This window comes from Selenomonas ruminantium subsp. lactilytica TAM6421, assembly GCF_000284095.1.
GTDB classification, from domain to species: Bacteria; Bacillota; Negativicutes; order Selenomonadales; family Selenomonadaceae; genus Selenomonas_A; species Selenomonas_A lactilytica.
In genome coordinates this window covers 1,261,494-1,281,286 of the sequence record NC_017068.1, presented here as the reverse complement: position 1 = coordinate 1,281,286, position 19,793 = coordinate 1,261,494, and the positions used below count along the sequence as shown (strand labels likewise).

16 protein-coding genes are annotated in these 19,793 nt (G+C 53.4%); all 16 read right to left on the bottom strand.

All coding sequences use genetic code 11. The annotated features are described in order from the left end of the window. Window positions 1–245: 245 nt before the first annotated feature. On the bottom strand, window positions 246–3,074 hold the full coding sequence (uvrA, locus tag SELR_RS06045) for an excinuclease ABC subunit UvrA (RefSeq protein ID WP_014424326.1): 2,829 nt from the start codon (window positions 3,072–3,074) through the stop codon (window positions 246–248). Further along, window positions 3,074–5,116 carry an excinuclease ABC subunit UvrB gene (gene uvrB, locus SELR_RS06040; RefSeq protein ID WP_014424325.1) on the bottom strand — a complete coding sequence of 681 codons (2,043 nt, stop codon included), beginning with the start codon at window positions 5,114–5,116 and terminating at the stop codon, window positions 3,074–3,076. Before uvrB ends, uvrA begins: the two co-directional genes overlap by 1 nt. Before the next feature lie 70 nt (window positions 5,117–5,186). Beyond that, on the bottom strand, window positions 5,187–6,269 hold the full coding sequence (locus SELR_RS06035) for an HD-GYP domain-containing protein (protein ID WP_014424324.1): 1,083 nt from the start codon (window positions 6,267–6,269) through the stop codon (window positions 5,187–5,189). 83 nt (window positions 6,270–6,352) lie between these two features. After that, entirely contained in the window at window positions 6,353–7,300 is a 948-nt protein-coding gene (locus SELR_RS06030) for an ABC transporter substrate-binding protein (protein WP_014424323.1), read from the bottom strand. A 10-nt stretch (window positions 7,301–7,310) separates the two neighbouring features. Next, window positions 7,311–9,266, bottom strand: a complete 1,956-nt coding sequence (locus SELR_RS06025) for a TonB-dependent receptor plug domain-containing protein (protein ID WP_014424322.1) — start codon at window positions 9,264–9,266, stop codon at window positions 7,311–7,313. Window positions 9,267–9,338: 72 nt separating this feature from the next. Beyond that, entirely contained in the window at window positions 9,339–10,082 is a 744-nt protein-coding gene (locus tag SELR_RS06020) for an ABC transporter permease (protein ID WP_014424321.1), read from the bottom strand. Then, window positions 10,082–10,825, bottom strand: coding sequence for an ABC transporter ATP-binding protein (locus SELR_RS06015; RefSeq protein ID WP_014424320.1), 744 nt, complete (start codon window positions 10,823–10,825; stop codon window positions 10,082–10,084). Before SELR_RS06015 ends, SELR_RS06020 begins: the two co-directional genes overlap by 1 nt. Further along, window positions 10,826–11,635 (bottom strand): ABC transporter ATP-binding protein, encoded by an 810-nt coding sequence (locus SELR_RS06010; protein ID WP_014424319.1) that lies wholly within the window; start codon window positions 11,633–11,635, stop codon window positions 10,826–10,828. Window position 11,636: 1 nt separating this feature from the next. Next, window positions 11,637–12,668: a FecCD family ABC transporter permease gene (locus tag SELR_RS06005; protein ID WP_014424318.1), complete on the bottom strand. Its 1,032-nt coding sequence runs from the start codon at window positions 12,666–12,668 to the stop codon at window positions 11,637–11,639. Between the two features lies 1 nt (window position 12,669). After that, window positions 12,670–13,176, bottom strand: a complete 507-nt coding sequence (locus SELR_RS06000; RefSeq protein WP_014424317.1) for a flavodoxin family protein — start codon at window positions 13,174–13,176, stop codon at window positions 12,670–12,672. A gap of 16 nt (window positions 13,177–13,192) precedes the next feature. Beyond that, window positions 13,193–13,825: an energy transducer TonB gene (locus SELR_RS17670; protein ID WP_158645775.1), complete on the bottom strand. Its 633-nt coding sequence runs from the start codon at window positions 13,823–13,825 to the stop codon at window positions 13,193–13,195. Window positions 13,826–14,011: 186 nt separating this feature from the next. Further along, window positions 14,012–15,604: a heme anaerobic degradation radical SAM methyltransferase ChuW/HutW gene (gene hutW, locus SELR_RS05990; protein WP_014424315.1), complete on the bottom strand. Its 1,593-nt coding sequence runs from the start codon at window positions 15,602–15,604 to the stop codon at window positions 14,012–14,014. Window positions 15,605–15,632: 28 nt separating this feature from the next. Continuing rightward, window positions 15,633–16,457, bottom strand: coding sequence for an energy transducer TonB (locus SELR_RS17665; RefSeq protein WP_158645774.1), 825 nt, complete (start codon window positions 16,455–16,457; stop codon window positions 15,633–15,635). Between the two features lie 14 nt (window positions 16,458–16,471). After that, window positions 16,472–16,876 carry an ExbD/TolR family protein gene (locus SELR_RS05980; RefSeq protein ID WP_014424313.1) on the bottom strand — a complete coding sequence of 135 codons (405 nt, stop codon included), beginning with the start codon at window positions 16,874–16,876 and terminating at the stop codon, window positions 16,472–16,474. Beyond that, complete coding sequence (locus tag SELR_RS05975) at window positions 16,866–17,471, bottom strand: MotA/TolQ/ExbB proton channel family protein (RefSeq protein ID WP_041914614.1); 606 nt, start codon at window positions 17,469–17,471, stop codon at window positions 16,866–16,868. The genes SELR_RS05980 and SELR_RS05975 overlap by 11 nt, the downstream gene beginning before the upstream one ends. A gap of 21 nt (window positions 17,472–17,492) precedes the next feature. Next, a complete protein-coding gene (locus SELR_RS05970; protein WP_014424311.1) occupies window positions 17,493–19,553 on the bottom strand; it encodes a TonB-dependent receptor in 2,061 nt (686 codons plus the stop codon). Between the last annotated feature and the right edge of the window lie 240 nt (window positions 19,554–19,793).

The following is a 19,793-nucleotide window of genomic DNA, read 5'->3' as shown; positions in this document are numbered from 1 at the left end:
ATTCCGCCGCAAAAGAAGCGGGGCCGGGGCGTTGACTGTCCGCAGCGTATGGCGCTTAGCGTAAAAAAACCGATTTTTGCCTACATCCGTTCTATCTGTAAAAGTCTGCTGTCTGAGCGCAGCGAGTTTTGACTTTTACAGATACTGAATTGAAAGGCAAAAATCGGTTTTAGCTAAGCACCATAGCGAAGGACAGCCAATGCCCCGGCCCTGCGTCATATGCCACGAATCAATGGTGCGAATTATTATTCATTCTTCTCTTCAAGCAAGGGTTTCAGGAATTTCCCAGTGTAAGACGCCGGAACCTTCACGATATCTTCGGGTCTGCCAGAGGCCACAATGGTGCCTCCCTTATCTCCCCCTTCAGGCCCCAGGTCGATAATATAATCCGCCGTCTTAATCACATCGAGATTATGCTCAATGACCACGACGGTATCGCCCCCATCCACCAGCCGCTGCAAAATCCCCAACAGCTTATGGATATCCGCCGAATGAAGCCCCGTAGTGGGCTCGTCCAAGATGTAGAGCGTCTTGCCCGTACTGCGGCGGGATAGTTCCGTGGCCAGTTTCACGCGCTGGGCTTCGCCGCCGGACAAAGTGGTAGCCGGCTGCCCCAGCTTGATATAGCCTAACCCCACATCCTGAATGATCTGCAGCTTCCGGGCAATACGGGGGACATTGGCAAAGAAAGCCACTGCTTCATCGATGGTCATATCCAGCACATCAGCAATGGTCTTGCCCTTGTAGCGGACTTCCAAAGTTTCCCGATTGTAGCGGGCTCCCTTGCAGACCTCGCAGGGCACATAGACATCCGGCAGGAAATGCATTTCTATTTTCAAGATGCCATCGCCCTTGCAGGCTTCACAGCGCCCCCCTTTCACATTGAAGCTGAAGCGTCCCGGCTTATAGCCGCGCACCTTGGCTTCGCTGGTCTGGCTGAACAGATCCCGAATGGCGTCAAAAACGCCGGTATAAGTTGCCGGATTGGAACGGGGGGTGCGGCCAATGGGCTGCTGGTCAATATCGATGATCTTGTCGATATGTTCCAGCCCCTTGATCTTCTTATGCTTCCCCGGCTTGCCCTTGGCATGGTAGAGACGGGAGGCAATGCCCTTGTAAAGGATCTCATTGACCAGGGTACTCTTGCCTGAACCGGACACGCCCGTTACCAAGGTCAGAGTGCCCAGGGGGAATTTCACATTGATGTCCTTGAGATTGTTTTCTGCCGCACCGACCACTTCAAGGAAATTGCCATTCCCCGGACGACGGCGGGAGGGCACAGGAATAAATTTCTTGCGGGACAGGTATTGACCAGTCACCGACTCGGGCACCTGCATGATTTCCTGGGCCGTACCCTGAGCCACCACTTGGCCGCCATGTTCCCCGGCCCCAGGGCCGATGTCGATGATATGGTCAGCAGCGTACATGGTATCTTCATCATGCTCCACCACCAGCAGGGTATTGCCTAAATCCCGCAGATTCTTGAGAGTTTCCAACAGTCGGTTGTTGTCCCGCTGATGCAGGCCAATGCTGGGTTCGTCCAAAACATAGAGCACCCCCTGCAGACCGGAACCAATCTGGGTGGCCAGCCGGATACGCTGGGCCTCGCCACCGGACAAAGTGCCCGCCGCCCGGGATAAGGTCAGATAGTCCAAGCCGACATTCAGCAGGAAATTCAAGCGTGCATGGATTTCCTTGAGGATCTGCTTGGCAATCTTTTCTTCCCGCGGCGTCAGTTCCAGATTCTGGAAGAATTCCTCTGCCTCCCGGATATTCATATTGGTAACTTCATGGATATTTTTGCCGCCCACTAATACAGACAAAGTTTCAGGTTTAAGTCTTGCCCCATGGCAAGCGGAGCAGGGAATCTCCGTCATATAGTTCTCATAGGACTCCCGCATCTCATCTGAATCCGTCTCATGGTAACGGCGGGACAAGGTGGGCATCACGCCCTCAAATTCCACATTGTATTCCTTGTTCTCGCCAAACATATTGACATAGTGGAAGCGGAATTTTTCATCTTTCGAGCCATAGAGCAGGACCTTCTGCGTTTTCTTGTCCAAATCTTTCCAGGGCGTATCCATATCACAGCCATAATCACGCAGCACCGCTGCCATGGCACACATGGCATAGGAATGGGGATTTTTCGACAGGGGCGCAAACACACCGCCCCCCACGGAAAGCCGAGGATCGGGAATCACCAGTTCCTCGTCAAATTCCATATGACTGCCCAGTCCCATACAAACCGGGCAGGCCCCAAAAGGACTGTTGAAGGAGAACATGCGCGGCGTGATTTCTGGCAGGCTGATGCCACAGTCCACGCAGGCGAAGTTCTCACTGAACATCAAGGTTTCGCCATCCACAATCTGCACATAGACGACGCCTTCACCCAGCTTCAACGCCGTTTCCAGCGAATCCGCCAGCCGCTGATCCATGCCTTCGCGAACAACCAGCCGGTCAATGACCACTTCGATGGTATGCTTCTTGTTCTTCTCAAGATTGATGTCGTCGTTGATGTCGAAGATTTCCCCGTCAATGCGCACCCGCACATAGCCCTCATGGCGAATATGGTCAAGAATCTTGCGATGCTCCCCCTTCTTGCCCCGCACTACCTGAGCCATGATCAAAAGCTTCGTGCGCTCCGGCAGTTCCTTGATCTGATCCACCATCTGATCCACGGTCTGCTGGGTGATGGGCTTGCCGCACTTGGGGCAGTGGGGCCGCCCCGCCCGGGCAAAGAGCAGACGCAGGTAATCGTAAATCTCCGTCACCGTGCCCACGGTGGAACGGGGATTATGGCTGGTGGTCTTCTGGTCAATGGATATAGCTGGCGACAGGCCATCGATATTATCCACGTCGGGCTTGTCCATCTGCCCCAGAAACTGCCGGGCATAGGAGGACAGCGACTCCACATAGCGCCGCTGCCCTTCCGCGTAGACCGTATCAAAAGCCAACGAGGACTTGCCCGAACCAGATAATCCTGTAACTACCACAAGCTTGTCCCGCGGGATATCCACATTGATATTTTTAAGATTATGGGCGCGGGCGCCCTTTATTTTGATAAATTGTTCCATTATTTCCCTCCTTGTTTAGGTAAAGTTCCATCCAATTCCAAAATCATATCCCGCAGCTCTGCCGCCCGCTCGAATTCCATGGCGCGGGAAGCCTGTTGCATTTCCCGCAGCAGCGTCTTGACGAGATTTTCCTTATCCTTCTTGGACAGTTTCTTTTTCTTTTTGCCCTCACCAGCTGTATAGGAAGCCGCCGTTTCCGCCACCAGGGTGGTCTCGATCAACGGCTTGATGGGCTTGCTGATGGTCTTGGGCACAATATGGTGTTCCTTATTATAAGCCTGCTGGATTTCCCGGCGGCGCTCTGTTTCATCTATGGCCCGCTTCATGGAATCGGTGATCCTGTCTGCATACATGATAACCCGGCCATTGGCATTGCGGGCGGCGCGGCCGATGATCTGGATCAAAGATGTATCGGAACGCAGGAAGCCCTCCTTGTCCGCATCCAGGATGGCAATCAGGGAAACCTCCGGCATATCGAGGCCTTCACGCAGCAGGTTGATGCCCACCAAAACATCGAACTCCCCAGCCCGCAGATCGTGGATGATCTCCGCCCGCTCGATGGTGGCGATATCCGAATGGAGATAGCGCACCTTGACACCGGCTTCCTTGAGGAAATCCGTCAGATTTTCCGCCATCTTCTTGGTCAGCGTCGTGACCAATACCCGCTCATGGCGCTCAATGCGCAGGCGGATCTCGCTGAGCAGATCATCGATCTGCCCCTCCAAGGGCCGTACCTCAATTTCCGGATCCACTAGGCCCGTGGGACGGATGACCTGCTGGGCTACCTGCTGGGCCTGTTCCTGCTCATACTTGCCCGGCGTCGCAGACACATAGACGATCTGATTGATGCGGGCGGCAAATTCCTCAAAGGTAAGCGGACGATTGTCAAAGGCCGATGGCAGGCGGAAGCCGTTTTCCACCAGCGATACCTTGCGGCTTCTATCCCCCGCGTACATGGCATGTATCTGCGGCAAAGTCACATGGGACTCATCCACCACGATCAGGAAATCCTCAGGAAAGTAATCCAACAGAGTATAAGGTGCTTCCCCTGCCTTGCGATGGGTCAGGTGGCGGGAATAATTCTCGATACCCGAGCAGTAGCCCATTTCCTGCATCATTTCCAGATCGTAATTGGTACGCTGTTCAATGCGCTGGGCTTCCAATAACTTGCCATTTTCCCGGAACATCCTGAGCTGCACGTCCAGTTCGTCCCGGATATCTTTCATGGCAATCTTCATATCTTCATCTTCGGTGACATAGTGGGATGCCGGAAACACCATCAAATGCGTGCGTTCCCCATAGACCTCACCTGTCACCACATCGAATTCCACCATGCGGTCAATCTCATCCCCAAACAACTCAATGCGTACGGCCCGGTTGTTATAACCTGCGGGGAACACTTCGATAACATCCCCCCGCACCCGGAACCGGCCGCGCTCAAAGGCGATATCATTGCGTTCATAACGGATCTGCACCAGTTTATGCAGGATATCCTCCCGGGGCACCTCCTGCCCCTTGTGCAGGGACAATACCATTTCATGATAGCTTTCCGGCGAGCCCAAGCCATAGATGCAGGACACAGAGGCCACGATAATCACATCCCGCCGCTCAAACAGCGAACAGGTTGCCGAATGGCGCAGTTCATCAATCTCGTCATTGATGGAAGAATCCTTCTCGATATAGGTATCCGTCGAAGCAATATAGGCTTCCGGCTGATAGTAATCATAATAGCTGACAAAATAGCCCACATAATTCTCGGGGAAGAATGCCTTGAACTCACTGGCCAGCTGCGCCGCCAAGGTCTTGTTATGGGCAATGACCAAAGTCGGTTTCTGCACCTTCTCAATGACTTTGGCAATGGTATAGGTCTTGCCCGTACCCGTGGCACCCAGGAGCACCTGGGCCTGCTGGCCGTTTTCAATGCCTGCCGCCAGGTCTGCAATGGCCTGGGGCTGGTCCCCCATGGGCTCGAAGGGCGCCACGACCTTAAAGGGTATTTCTTTATCAAATTGCATCGTATTCAACTTCGGCACCATAGCCATGGTCATTCCTCCCTATAAAATAAAAGAGCTACGAAAAATTTCATAGCTCCCACTATTATCATACCTATCGTTACGATTTTACCTCATTGGCAGTCAATATACAGGTCACCTTGATCTCCCGTTCCTTGCCCAAATCGATAAACTCACCATTCAAAGTCTGCACCACCGGCAACGAGCGGATCCGGCTTTCATCCAGATACACAATCCGCGCCTTTTCACCATTGCTCAAGCCCACCCAGTTGCCATTCAGGGAATGGCAGAGATGCTTGATGAACAGTACCCCGTATTCCGTATCCAGCTTGCCATCAAGGATATCGTCATAAAGAGTAGCAAACACATCAAAAGGAGAGCGGCGTTTGGCAAAGATGCGGTCACTGGCCATGGCATCATACATATCCAGAATGGCCAGAATCTTGCCAAAGCTCGAGATATTTTCCGCGGTCAGATGATTGGGATAGCCAGAACCGTCGCAGCGTTCATGATGCTGCAGGACACCGCGCATGATATCCTGATTGGCATTCAGGGTGGTCATGCTGATCATATCATAGCTGAACTGGGCATGTTTCTTCACCAGTTCAAATTCCTCATCTGTAAGCTTGCCATTCTTATCCAGCACTTCTGCCGGAACACGCATTTTGCCAATATCCAGGAACAAACCAGCGATGACCAGATTATACTGATCCAATATCGAAAGCCCCAGCCATTTTCCCATCAATCCGGCCAAGATGCCCACATGCAGGCAATGATGTACCAGATAAGGTCCCTGATACTCCATATTATGGATCTGAGACACGGCCTTGGCCCCATCGCTCAGGATCGTGAAGTTCCGTTCATCCATCAGGTCCTGCAATTCAGCGGCATCAAATTTCCCGTTCTCGGCCAACTCCTGAAACATCTTTTCCAGCTGATCATAGACCGCATTATAACAGTCGGTATATTCATCATCCAGCAGATGTTCCTGACCAGGAATCTCTGCCGCCGGCTCTTTCTCCTCAATGTAGACCGAAAAGATCGGCCGATCCAGCAGGCCGTAGATCATTTCCTTGGTCAACGCCGTACCTGTACTGATAAGCACATTGCCATTTTCATCCATAATATCGCGGCCCACAATCAATCCCGACCGCAAGCTTTCCACTGCATATACCTTCAGCACAAGTCATCAGCCTCCCTCGCCCGCATCAACCCCTATATATCACCCCTATTATACCGCATAAACGTGACGTCGTAAACAATGTCTTATTGGGAATACATATCCTCTGCCAGGACCTGCAAAGCTTCCGCAGCCCTTACGCCGGGATTGACGGCGAATAATTCGTAAGGCAGAATATATACCCTCCCCTGCTGTACGGCAGCAATATTCTGCCATGCCTCACTGCCAGCCAGTTCCTGACGCATCTTGGCTTCCAGCTCCTCAGCCTGACCGTGCATGATGATGAAGATGACCTCCGGGTTTTCCCGGGCGACGAATTCCATGCTGATGGGCAGATAGCCGCCCTCTCCCTGCGCCTGGTCAGCGATATTGCCGCCCCCCAGCTCATTCAGGAGACTGCCGGTAAAGCATTTGCCGGTCCCCATATTGAAACTGTCCGGCGAACCGAAGACAATCAGGCTTTTGGGGGGATTTTTCCCTGCCGTCCGTTCCTTGATCTCTGCCATAGACGCTGTCAGCTTCGTCACAGTCGCCTGTGCTTTGGCTTCCTCGCCGGTCAGCGTGCCATAAAATTGCAAGGCAGACGTCAGCTCTTCCATGCTGTCCAAAGATTGGATATAGAGGGGAATCCCCGCCTGTGCCAAAGTATCAGCCAGATTGGTATGGAAGGGGACATTTGTGCCGACAACCAGATCCGGCTTGAGGCTCAATATCTTTTCCACGTCCGGAGAGTGGATAATGCCCACTTCGGCTGCCTTTTCTGTGGCCTTCATGACCTGCGGCGAAAGGGCCTTGGACGCAGCTTTGCCCACAATGGTCTCCCCACCACCAGCGGCCACATACAAATCAATATTGGATGCGTTCAGAATAACCACGCGTTGGGGATGTTGGGGGATATTGACCTCCCTGCCAGTGCTGTCCGTCACCAGCCGGGTATTTTCCTGATGGCCTGCCAAGCCAGCCTGAGGCAGCAGGAAAAAAGCTGCTGCCCCCAGCAGGCAAAAACAGGCAAAAATTGCCATGAATTTGCGCATGATATCTCCTTTAGAAATTCACCTTCACACCCCCGCGCCAGATGCGTCCATCGTAGTAGAGCACATCATTTTTGCGGTTGGTGAGGTTGTTGATGCCAAAATAAGCACTGACGGTTTTATTGAACTTCTTGTTCACCACCAAATTCATGATGCTCTCGCCAGTCTCTTTCGCTTTGCTGCTTTCCGTGTAGTGATAGCCCGTCAGCCAGTCATTCCAAAGCGTCGCATCCCAGCCATGCTGCGCATCCACATACATCAGCTGCAAGGAAGTCTTATGACGGGCACGCCCTGTCAGGAAGGCATTGGTGCTATCGTCCCGAGCATCGAGATAGGTATAAGTGCTCCGCAGGGTGAAGGCCTTGCCCAACTTCTGCTTAGCCTCCAGTTCCAGCCCCTGCACCGTGGCCTTGTCCACGTTTTCATACCGGCCGTTGGCCGTCATGCGCATGCCGGCACCGGGCACCATAGCCCGGGTTATCGTAGTGTTGAGATTGATGAGGTCATCTACCTTATTGTGGAAATACGTGAATTTACCAGAAGTATTCCCATGCTCCGCTTCCAGTCCCAAATCGAAGTTCAGGGATTTTTCTGGCTTCAGATCAGGATTTCCCTGGATATTCACCGTCATAATAGCGGTTGGCGTATGCTGCCAATTGAAATAGAGTTCCGAAGCCGTTGGCGCACGGTATGCAGAACCTACGTTAGCCTTGAAACGGGCATTTTTGCTGAGCTTGTAGGTAGTACCCAGCTTCCCCGTCACTTCATCACCGAAGTCATTGTTGTGATCCCAACGCACCGAGGGAATCAGCAGCCATTTATTCGTAACCATGAACTCATCCTGCAAATACAAAGCACCATAATCCATGGTCACCTTGGAAATATTATTGGTGATGCCTTCCCGGGTGACGGTGCGGGCATTGCCCTTTTTGATGCGGGTGCTTTCGTAATCTTCCTGGCGATATTCGCCGCCCACTGTGAGGATATGCTGATCCCCCAGATTAAAGGTGCGTCTGCCATCTGCCACATAGGAGTTAAAGGTCATATCATCAAAACTGGTCAGTGCATTGGTGTTACGGTTGCGGGTACGCTGGTCCTTGTCAAAATAGGTGTAGTAGACCTGCATCTCATAGTCGCCCTGCTTATCCTTGCCGGAATATTTAAGCCCCGTGGATGCCCGGCGATGGTCATAATCCGTACCGGCAGCAGCCGAATCGATCATATAGAGATCCTCATACAGGAAATCCGCAAAGAAATCCAACTGCTTGTTAGCTGCCACATCCATGCGTCCATCCAGACCGAAGAAATACTTTTTCCCGTACTGGTTGGAGGAGGCCCCGCTCATACGCCGCTTGATGTCGCTGACCTTGCCATTCATAGCCCAGGCCCATTTGCCATTCTTGCCCAAATCATAACGGAACCCTGCATCCTTCTGGCGGGAAGTCCAATCGGCACTCACCGTCCCCCCCTGGGTACCCGGTTTTTTCGTAATGATATTGATCACGCCCCCGAGAGCCTCAGAACCATAAAGGGAACTCACGGCTCCCCGAACGATTTCGACGCGCTCCACTCTGTCCATATTCACCCGCTGCAGCTCGTAGTAATTCTGAGTCTCGCTGGTATTTTCCGTGCGCACCCGGCGGCCGTCAATGAGAATGAGGGTTTGGTTGGTATTCATGCCTCGCAGGGAAGACTGATTGCCCACCATGCCGTTTTCCAGCACATTGATGCCCGTAGCCAGCTGCAGCGCCTGGGCTAAGTTCTCAGCCCCCATCTTTTCGATGTCCTCTTTGGTGATTACCTCCACAGCAGCGGGAGTCTCTTTCACTTCCTGCTCCGTGCGGGAGGCAGTCACCACCACATCCCGTGTCTGGATGCTGTCCGCTGCGTCAGCCTGTCCACAGGCAGCCGCACCGATAACAACAGCAACTAACAACGCGTGTTTCTTCTTGGCAAGTTTTCTGATCATGCAAATCCTCTTTCTCTAAAATCTCTAGGAATACGACTATTGCAAGGGACGTTTTGTCCCGAATTGCTGAACTTAAAATTCACTGTAATCATGCACACGGTATACGCCATAAGCGTAGGTGCACAGGGTTATGACCAGCAGCAGGCCAGTCTCCCACAAACTGGTTTCCCCGAAGCTGTCCGCCCGCAGCAGCTGATTGGTCAAAGACAGGGGCATGTACTGCACCACCTGCCGTACCACGTCTGGCAGATTGGCCACGGGAAAAAAGGAGCCACAGAAAAAAGTCATCGGGGTGATAAAAAAATTGATGATGATGGAAAATTGCTCCTGCCCCTTGATAGACAGTCCCACCGCCACCCCAAAGGCCGCAAAGGCAAAGGCAGTCAGCACCAGTCCCCCAAGCCCCGGCAGGGATAGAATTTCCAACCCCCAAAACAACCGGGCCGTCAGAAAGATGACCGCCGCTGCAGCCAACGCCCGCACCGTTCCCGCCAAAGCAATGCCAAAAACCAGAGCACTATCGCTGATGGGACTCAGGCGCAAAGTGGAAAAATTGCGGTAATAAAAGCGGGCGGCACTGACGGACAGGGCCGTCTGCTGGAAACCGTTCATCATGACGGTGATGGCCAGCATGCCTTTGGCCAGATAAGCAAAGTAGCCACCGGCCACCGCCACCCTGTCCCCCAGCCCCCAGCCAAAGGCCAGCAGGTAAATCATGGGGAAAAGCAGGCCGGAAAAAAGATAACCCAGCCCGCCAATCCGGCTGATGAGCATCTGCATTTCCCGATAAAACACGGCGGAAAAACCTCTAAGCATCAGCTCACCTCCTGTGCCAGCTGACCATGACTGAGCTCCACAAAAGCATCTTCCAAGCTGATTGCCCTTTGCGGGGAAAGCCAATGCCGCATATCCGTGCAGGTGCCTGTATAGAGCAGGCGTCCCCCACGCAAAAAGGCAATGCGGCTGCAAAGCGCCTCAGCCTCCTCCATATAATGGGTGGTGAGCAGGATGGTCTTTCCCTCTGCCTGCAAGCCTTTCAACAGCTGCCAGATTTCCTGACGCATATCCGGATCAAGTCCTACGCTGGGTTCATCCAGCAGCAGCACCTGCGGATCAGGCAGCATGGCCCGGGCAATCATGGCCCGTCGCTTCATGCCTCCGGAAAGCTTGTCCGGCTTTTTCTGCCGCCAGTTCCCGATGCGAAAGCGTTCACAGCTTGCCTCCACCTGACCTGCCGGATCAGGCAGGCCATAGAGCCTGGCATAACAAAGCATGCTCTGCTCAATGGTCAACTCGCTTTCAAAATTGTTCTCCTGCGGAACCAGCCCCAACAGGCGGCGAAAGGCCACGCTGCGGTCAGCGGCATTTTCCCCCTGTATCATGATCCGGCCCTTATCGGGCCTGGCCAGGCCGGACAGCAGACGAATCAGAGTGGTTTTCCCGGCACCATTCGGTCCTAAGAGTCCCATGACTTCCCCTGCCTGCACCTGCAAAGAAACATTGTGCAGAATTTCCCGCCCTTTACGAGAACAATTTACATTCTCAATGATAATGGACATTTAAACCTCTCCACAGACAGCAGCAGGGAAAAAGACATGCTCAACATGGCCATGGACCTCCACTGCCTTGATTTCATTTTCCACGCCATAAAGCTCCCGTACCAGCTCGCTGTCAAACACATCCACCACCGGACCATCGGCGATAATGCGGCCTTTTTTCAGGGCCACAAGCCGCTGACTGTAACGGACGGCCTGATTTAGGTCATGCAGTACCATGAGTACTGTCAACCCTAAACTCCGATGAAGTTCCTGTACGATATTCATCAGTTCCAGCTGATGCCGGATATCCAGATAGGTGGTGGGTTCATCCAGCAACAGGATTTCCGGCTGCTGAGCCAGGGCCAACGCCAGCCGGGCACGCTGGCGTTCTCCTCCGGACAAGGAGCCCAGCGGCCGCTGGGCATATGACGTCAAACCCGTAAGTTCCATGACCTGCTGGCAGATTTCCTCATCCGCCGCCTGAAAAGAACTCCAGAAACTGCGATGGGGCAGCCTTCCCATGCGTACCACCTCCGCCACCGTCAAATCCGGCGGCAATATGGCGCTTTGAGGCATAAAGGCGATTTTCTGCGCCGCCTGCTTCTCCGACAGCTGCCACAGGTCTTTTCCCAGCAAGGTCAGGCGGCCTGCCGCCGGTGGCAGCAGCCGGGCCATGGCCTTCAGCAAAGTGGATTTGCCGGAACCATTCGGCCCGATGATGGCCGTGATTTGAGCCCGCCGAATCGTCAGGCTCAAGTCCTCAGCCACCAGCTGCCGGCCATATTCCAGACGCAGGTGGTCAGCCTGCAAGACAATTTCCTGCACATTCATCCTAGTGCCTCCCCTTCATGCCCTTTTTCAACAGATAAAGAAAAAAAGGCGCACCGATAAAGGACATAAATACCCCCACGGGAATTTCAATGGGAGCAAAAGCCACCCGGGCTGCCACATCAGCCCCTGCTACCAACGCCGCCCCCCAAAGAGCTGAAGCGGGCAACAGGTAGTCGAAGTCTGAGCCTGTCACCAATCGCACCATATGGGGAATGACCAATCCCACAAAGCCCAGCATACCGGCGGCACTGACCGCCGAAGCCGCCAACAGTGCTGCCAGTATCAGCAGGCACAGGCGCACCCTCTCCACTCTGACACCCAGGCTGCGGGCAGTATCCTCCCCCATCTGCAAGGCGTTGAGCCAGCGGCTGCCCAGAAAAGTGCCCGCCAACCCCAGAAGAGTATAGGGAAGTACCATATGGACATGGCTCCAGCTGCGGCCGGCAAAGCCCCCCGCCATCCAGTTTACCGTTCCTTGCACCCGGTCGGAATAAAAGACCATCAGGGCAGTCATGGCCCCGCCGAAGAATGCGGCCACCGCCACACCGGCCAGCACCATGCGCAGAGGCTGTACGCCGTTTTCCCAAGCCAGGGAAAAGACCAATGCCACGGAAGCCATGGCTCCGATAAAGGCCACCAAGGGCACCAGCGAAGTGCTGTCCGGGAAAACAATCATCACCACCATGGCTGCCAGTCCAGCCCCTGCCGAGACTCCGATAATCCCGGGGTCGGCCAAGGGATTGCGCAGGATGCCCTGAAGGATGCAGCCGGCCAATGCCAGATTTATACCGGTCAGGACTCCCGTGATCAGCCGGGGCAGGCGGATATGATAAAGGATATTGTAATATTCACTGGCTCCGCCCTCCAGCAATATCTGCAGGACTTCTCCAGGCGAAAACGCCGCCACGCCCTGGCAGATGCTGGTCAAAATGGCCAGCGCCAATGCCACGCTTCCCAAGGCCAGCGCCAGCAAGCGCTTGCGGCTGCGGGGATGGCTGGTACTCATGGCGCAGCTTTTCATTGCTGCTTCCATATTACTGTACCCCCAGGCAGAGCTGGCTGAAATATTCTCTGGCCGCCGCCAGATCCGCTTCATCGGGATGGCTGGCAGCTTTTTCGATACGGGCTAACCGTTCCGGTGTCATGGCATGGGGGTGCCCCTCCGGGAACATCTTTTTCATCATTTCCACCATTTCTTCAGCCACCTTCCCCTGACAGATAAACCTGCCTGCCACTTCGCAGCCCTCACCTAAAAGCGCAGCACCATTTGTCAGACAGTTGGCCGCATGCTCTGAATCGGCTTCGGCCCCCAGCGTGGCAAAGAGCGCCACCTTCTGTCCCGTCAAACGGCTGAGATAATCCTTCATTTTGGCATCAGCTGTGCCCCGATCCACCCAGTAACCGGCGATAATCAGATCATAACCGGCAGGATTGGGATTTTCCTCCACGGGGACTGCCCTAAGCTGCAGGGCCTCACCAATTGCTTCTGCCACTTTCTTCGTGTTGCCCGTCTTACTGGAATACGTCAGTAATATTTTCATCTCATCCTCCATATCTCTACTGCAAGTCATAATGTATAGGTACTGTCATGGTTATGCTCCGGCCTGCGCCATGGGAAAAGGGACAGGAACTGCGCACGGCCTGCAGGGCCGCGTTATCCAGGACACCTACGCCTGCTGAACCGCTGACATAGACGCTCTCCAGACCACCATCTGCAAACAGCGTAACCGTGACACTGACCACACCACTCTGCCCCCGCTTGATGGCCATATAAGGATATTCCTTGTTGGCCTCCACCCGGGCGGCAAAGCGGGCGGCAATGCTGCCCAGGCTTTCCGTGGGAGCAGGTTCACTAGGTGTCACAGCTGCACCGCTGTCACCACCTGCTGAGGAACCAAGCGTACCAGTCGCTTCACCAGCTTGACTATTTTTGCCATTTGCTCCCCTGCCCCCTTCACTTGCTGCCACCGCCGGACCTGCACCATCGACAGGCCCAGCAGCATCAGCTCTGGCAGGATCAGCATCCGCTGGCGCGTTTTCTCCGCTGACAATCTGCCTATGAAGGTTGGACACAGGAGCGGCCACAGGATTTCTGATGGCGGGCATGGATTTTACTCCCTGCAGGCCGCTGCCGCTTTCCAATTGCCCGGCCGCCACCATTTCCACCTGAATTTCCGGTGTGATCTGCACAGGCTCCGGAGGCGTCAAAAAGCTGTATAACAGACAGACTCCGCCCATACCCACTATATGACAGATGCAGGATAGCGGCAAAGGGCGTAAAAATAAGTTCCGCCCTTGCCGTCTGCCTCTAAGCGCCATCACGAACTCCATGCTCATCCGCCTTTCATATTAATACTCATTATCATTTTAAAAGCATCATACGCCTGCCTTCGCCAGCATTTTTTCCCGCATCGCCGCAGGCATGCCAGCCAGCATATTCCGCAGTTTTTCTTTGCTGGACCGGCGCAACATCATGCGCACGGCAGCAGGGATCTTACTGGCCAGCTCCTGACGTTTGGCAGCATTGGCCTCTGGCAGCATTTCCGCCAATACTTCATCCAACACGTCTGTTGTCTTGCCATTTATTTCCTCAGCGGGAGCTTCCGCCTCCTCGTCCAGCAATACCTGCACACATTCCACCAGACTCTGCGTCAGACTGATATACCAGAACTCACCGGCTTTAGTCAGCCGGTAAATCCCCAGATCTTCTGCTAACAAGCCTCTTTCCTTCCATAGCGAAAGCACCTGCTCTAATTCTTCCAAACGACTGTCAGCAATCAGCAGCCGCCGAAAATCCACAAAGCCCTTTTCCAGATCACTGATGATACCATCACAAATCCGGCCGAGTTTTGCCTCCACCTGATGACCGGCCATCATGATCGGTTTCTGCCCTTTTTCCCAATCCTGCTGATAGGCTGTCAGGTTCCGCTGGTTCATCCAGCTGATGCCGCCGAAATGGCCGCCAGCTCCGCAGCCAAAGGCATAAACATCGGCACCAGCCTTGGCCATGGTGTTATAAAGGCTGCGCTCGCGCTTCGTGCGCCGCCAATGGCAGAGACTCAGGCGCTCCACGCCTTCCCCCAGCAGATAATCCCGGGCTGTCACATACATATCTGCCTGTCCCGCAATATCGGCACAAGCGGGCACAGCTCCATTCTTCACCGCCTTATCCAATGGACCGCCCGGGAAGATATTCAGCTGATACAGGTCCATACCGTCCACATCAGCTTCTGCCAAAGTCTGCACATCGCGCATCCACATATCCATAGTCTGCCCCGGCAGGCCGTAAATCAAATCCACAATGACGGTCACATCATAGGACTTTAAAAGCTGCAGCCGCTTCAGAACCTCTTCCCGGGTATCAATGCGGCCAATGCGCTGACGCAAAGTCGTATCAAAGGACTGCACGCCCAGCGAAATGCGATTGACGCCGTGTTGCAGCCAGGTCTCTATTTTCTCCGGTACTAAATCATGAATCCGGCCTTCCAGTGTCACCTCACAATTTTCCGCCAGTCTGAAGGATTGTTGTATGGTCTGCAGCAGAGCTGCGGCATTGGCTGCTGACAGGGAGGTAGGCGTGCCGCCACCGATAAAGACGCAATCAATAGCAGTTTTCTCCAGCTGGGAACTCTTCGCTTCCATCTGAATTTCGCCCAACAAGGCCTTTACATAAGTGTCCTCCACTTCCTGCCTGCTGGCATTCTGGTAAAAACCACAGTAGAGGCATTTGGTCTGGCAGAAGGGAATGTGGATATAGAGAGCATGCTGACGATTCAAGTCCGCCGGTCTGCCCAAAGCCTCCTGATAGGCCCTCTGCTGCTCCGCTGGAGGAATTGGCCCGCCAATCAAGCCCGCATGCACCACCCGTTTGCTGGCAAAGGCCTGATGCAACGGATCAGCAGTATCTCTGCCCAATAACACTTCCCGCTTGGCCGCCGTCAATTCCTGTAAATACTGATCTAACTTCATAACATTCTTTCTCCATCTTCCTCACCCATTATGGCTGAAAAATCAAATGTTTTTCAAAGGGCACCCGGATATTTACCCCCTGATAGTAAATGGGAGCAAAGCGCATGCTCCACAAAGCTTCCTGGGCAGCTTCCCGGAACCCCAAGTTTGGCGGACTGTTCAGGATGGTGACGCTTTCCACGCTGCCATCCAGCCCCACCATGATCCGGGCCACCACTTCCACCACATTGCTGTAACCGATGCTGCGGGCTTCCTCCGGATACACCGCATTGGCATCCCGCAGCAACTGATAGCTGATACCCGCCGCGCTAGCCGCCGTATAGGTACCATCCCCGTTAGGCGTGAAACCAGCGCCAAGCCCCGTCGAAGTGCCTGTGCCGCTGCCGCCAGAACCTGTGGCTGCGCCAGACTCACCACCATCGCCGTGGCTACCGCTATCACCATCGCCCGAGCCGCCAGCATTCTCCCCAGCCTCAGCCGAAGCACTGCCGGCAGGAGCTTCCAAAGCCGCTGCCGCTTCGGCAATAGCGGCTTCACTATCCGCTGCTTTTATTTCCTGCTTTTGCGCAGGCGCTTCCGGGGAATGGCCCCGCAGACTTTGGAGCTTTTCTACCGCTGCCACCGATGCGGTCTTGATGGCCGGGCCTGTCTTGCCGCCACTGCTGCCCGTGGCTTCACTGCCGCCAGCCATGCCGGACACAGCGGCTTCCGCCACAAAGCCCACCTCAATGGCCGGCTTTTCCTCCTGCTCCCCGGCCAGCCAGTTAAGACCAGCCAAAGCCAGCAGGGCCAATAAAAGCCCATGGATACCAGCAGCCATACTAAAATAAAACTTCCAGCTTCGCATTCTCATCCTAATCTCATCCATTATCCCTTTGTATCTGTAGCGATGTAAACCTTGCTGATGCCCAGATTTTTTATCATGTCCATGACCTGTACCACTTTGCCGTAATCCGCTGCTGCATCACCGCGCAGGATGACGGATACTTCCCCTTGCTGCTTCTGCTGCCACAGACGGCTTTCCAGATCTGCCAGGCTCATCTTCTCCTGCTCATAGTACACCGCCCCGTCTGCCGTGACGGTAATGGGAATGTTCTCCACCATGCTGACTTTGGCCGTGCTGGCCTGAGGTAAAGTCAACGGTACGCTTTTCTGCACCACCATGGTGAGCATGCTCATCATGAAGAACACCAGCAGGAAAAAGATGATATCGATCATGGGGATGATCATCAGCCGGGGCTTTTCCTCCCGGGCGGTCAAATCAATGCGCATCGTCCTGACCTCCTGCTGCTATATACATGGTGGACACATATTCCACATCAGCGATGATGGCATTGGCCTGATGGGAAAGATAAGCGTAGAGGCACAAAGACAGTATCGCCACCAGCAGTCCCGTAGCTGTAGCAATCAGAGCTTCCCCGACACCACCGGTGATGGCAAAGGGTTCTCCGTCCGCCACATTCAGCACGGAAAAGGATTGGATCATACCTGTCACGGTTCCCAAAAGCCCCAGCAACGGCGCCATCGTAACGATGACGCTAAGATACTCCAGATACTGACGCAATTCCAAGGCTTTACGTTTAGCCGCAGCCAGCACAACTTCCTCCCGGCTGCCATATTTTTCTTCAGCCATGGCCGTGAGCAGCACCTCTCCTGGTGCGCCGCCCTCCTGACAGAGCGATTCTGCTTTTTCCTGTTCTCCAGCTTGCAGATACTTATTTAGCTGAACAGAGAAATCTTCCGTCTTCAAGGTTTCCCTGCGGTAATAGGCAAAACGCTCGAAAGCAATGGTCAGTGCGATAATGGAAGCCAGCATGATGGGGTACATGACAAGCCCCCCTTTTTGAAACAGTGCAAAAAATTCCATGATCATTTTCCTTTCTTTCCTTTAGAATTTATAATTCATACCTACAAAATATGTGCGTTCTGCACCGGGAACCAACGTCGCCGTGGCCCCGCCAGCAGAATCATACTCATAGTAGTCCTTGCCCAGCACATTGGTGACACCGCCGTACCAGGTCAGATCCTTATTCTGCTGGAATTTGAAGCCCAAATCCAGCAAACCATAGGAATGGACAATATTGCCATCTTCATGGCGATCGCTTTCCTTGATGAAGTTGTTATACTTGCCAAAGAACGTATACTTGGCATTGACACTCCACTGTTTGTCGAATTTATAATCTGCTGTCAGCAGGACTTTATGCTGCGGCACAGCCTTCAGTCCACTGTTCGTGAAGTCAATTTCATTCTCCCCATGAGCGGCCATCAGAGCCCGGCCTTGAGCGGTATAATCCCGGCGGCCATGGAGGTAAGTGTAGCCTTCCTGCAAACGCAGCTTACCCAGACGCTGAGAGAAGCTGGTCTCCACCCCCCGGCGTTTGGTATTGTACATGTTGTAGGTCTTGTACTCCCAGCCATAGGCTCCCTTGAAATAAGGGCGCTCCAACTCATTATTCGTCTCCGAGGCAAACAAGGTGAGACTTACCGTAGAAGCGCCCCATTTATCCCGCAACCCCATTTCCCACAAGTTATAACGTTCCTCCTGCGCATCAGTGGCGGCATAGACTTTCCTGCTCCGGTCAGAATACACTTCATCACAGATCTGCAAACCATCAGGACTGGTGTAGCCCCGCTCATAGCGCAGGAAAACCTTCCCCCAATCACTGTAATTGTAACCTACCGAAAGCTCCCCGGCGGTATTCCAACGATTCGAGGAATCCACGCCGCCAATGGGGCGGGCTGCCGTGCCGCCATCCTTGTCAAACTTCCAGATAAGCTTTTCCCGACGCAGGCCCTGGGTGTAGGTAAGCCGTCCCCGCTTCATCTTGTTCAGCAGATATAATGCTTCTGTAGTCTTATCATAATTGAAATCCATCAGCTTACTACGAGCGCTGGTCTTATATTTCAGATGTGACTCCTGCTCAAAGAGATCCACCCCCAACAGCAGGGAATCATTCTGCCCATAGGCCCAATCCAGACGCATGCGGGAACCATAAGATTTGGTCTTCATCTTCCCGTCAAAGAATTTCGTATTGGTGTAATAACCGTCCGTATAAAAGAAATCCCCACTGTACTTCAGCTTCGTCCCGAAATTCTGATTGTAACTCAGATTGTATGTATCCAGCTTCCGGTCCCCGTTCAAATAATCACTATTCTTATCTGGCCGATAGTTATGCCCATAGGCATCGATTTTCCAACGGCTCACATTCTGCAGGAATTTGCTGTCCTCATCCAAATGACTGTAACGGAAAGTCAGGCTGTGATCCTGGTCAGCATCATAACGGAAACCACCATACGCATAATTGCTCTTGCGATAGGTATTCACGAAGAACAAATCCCGATCCAGCCGGGCAAATCCCGCCTGAACTGCCGTCTTGTTTCCCACCTTCGTGCCATAATTCACGCTGGCCCGATAGCCATCGGAATTCCATTCCGTATTCACACTGCTGCGGGGTTTCTGCAGAGACCGCAGGTTGGTGGTGATATTGATGATACCACCGGCTGCCCCGCTGCCGTAGATAACAGAACCACCGCCGGGAATAATCTCGATTTTTTCAATCTGCTCCACCGGCACATAGTCGTAATTATTGGGCAGAGGATGATTCACCATGGTGGTGATAGGTGCGCCATCCACCAAAACCTGAATGTTACGGGTGGCCTGATCGCTGCCCTGGCCCCGAATGTCCACTTGGCCCCAGCCCGTTGCCCCCACATTGACGCTAGGCTGATCCTTGAGCACATCGGAAATGCTCTTATAGCCTTTTTCCTCCATGTCCTTCTTGGTAATGACAATAATCTGCTTAGTGTCCCGCAGCTTCTCTACCTCCACGTAGTCGGGCCGCACAAAGCTGTCACTTAGGCGGATGCTCTCCTGTGCCGTCTTCTCCGCAGCAGCAACAGTCCCCATATCTGTTGTCCATACATTGCCTCCTGCTAAAATTCCCAACATAACCCATCCTGCCAACTTTTTCCTGTCTGTCATTCTCTAATCAATCCTCCAAAATATGAATGCAATTCATTATTGAATCATGTTCGTAATTAATAATCATTATCAATCACATGGTGTTTATATTATCAGCATTGATTATTATTGTCAATATAAAAATAAACACAGTCTCTTATAAATACTGTTTTTTAGTAAATTAGTGTAACACAAAAAGGGATAACTCTTTGACAGCCAGATATTCTC

Excerpts from the sequence above, each read along its gene's own strand:
- uvrA (WP_014424326.1), bottom strand. The coding sequence starts at position 3,074 with ATGGAACAATTTATCAAAATAAAGGGCGCCCGCGCCCATAATCTTAAA.
- uvrB (WP_014424325.1), bottom strand. The coding sequence starts at position 5,116 with ATGGCTATGGTGCCGAAGTTGAATACGATGCAATTTGATAAAGAAATA.
- SELR_RS06030 (WP_014424323.1), bottom strand. The coding sequence starts at position 7,300 with ATGCGCAAATTCATGGCAATTTTTGCCTGTTTTTGCCTGCTGGGGGCA.
- SELR_RS06025 (WP_014424322.1), bottom strand. The coding sequence starts at position 9,266 with ATGATCAGAAAACTTGCCAAGAAGAAACACGCGTTGTTAGTTGCTGTT.
- SELR_RS06020 (WP_014424321.1), bottom strand. The coding sequence starts at position 10,082 with ATGCTTAGAGGTTTTTCCGCCGTGTTTTATCGGGAAATGCAGATGCTC.
- SELR_RS06015 (WP_014424320.1), bottom strand. The coding sequence starts at position 10,825 with ATGTCCATTATCATTGAGAATGTAAATTGTTCTCGTAAAGGGCGGGAA.
- SELR_RS06010 (WP_014424319.1), bottom strand. The coding sequence starts at position 11,635 with ATGAATGTGCAGGAAATTGTCTTGCAGGCTGACCACCTGCGTCTGGAA.
- SELR_RS06005 (WP_014424318.1), bottom strand. The coding sequence starts at position 12,668 with ATGGAAGCAGCAATGAAAAGCTGCGCCATGAGTACCAGCCATCCCCGC.
- SELR_RS06000 (WP_014424317.1), bottom strand. The coding sequence starts at position 13,176 with ATGAAAATATTACTGACGTATTCCAGTAAGACGGGCAACACGAAGAAA.
- hutW (WP_014424315.1), bottom strand. The coding sequence starts at position 15,604 with ATGAAGTTAGATCAGTATTTACAGGAATTGACGGCGGCCAAGCGGGAA.
- SELR_RS17665 (WP_158645774.1), bottom strand. The coding sequence starts at position 16,457 with ATGAGAATGCGAAGCTGGAAGTTTTATTTTAGTATGGCTGCTGGTATC.
- SELR_RS05980 (WP_014424313.1), bottom strand. The coding sequence starts at position 16,876 with ATGCGCATTGATTTGACCGCCCGGGAGGAAAAGCCCCGGCTGATGATC.
- SELR_RS05975 (WP_041914614.1), bottom strand. The coding sequence starts at position 17,471 with ATGGAATTTTTTGCACTGTTTCAAAAAGGGGGGCTTGTCATGTACCCC.
- SELR_RS05970 (WP_014424311.1), bottom strand. The coding sequence starts at position 19,553 with ATGTTGGGAATTTTAGCAGGAGGCAATGTATGGACAACAGATATGGGG.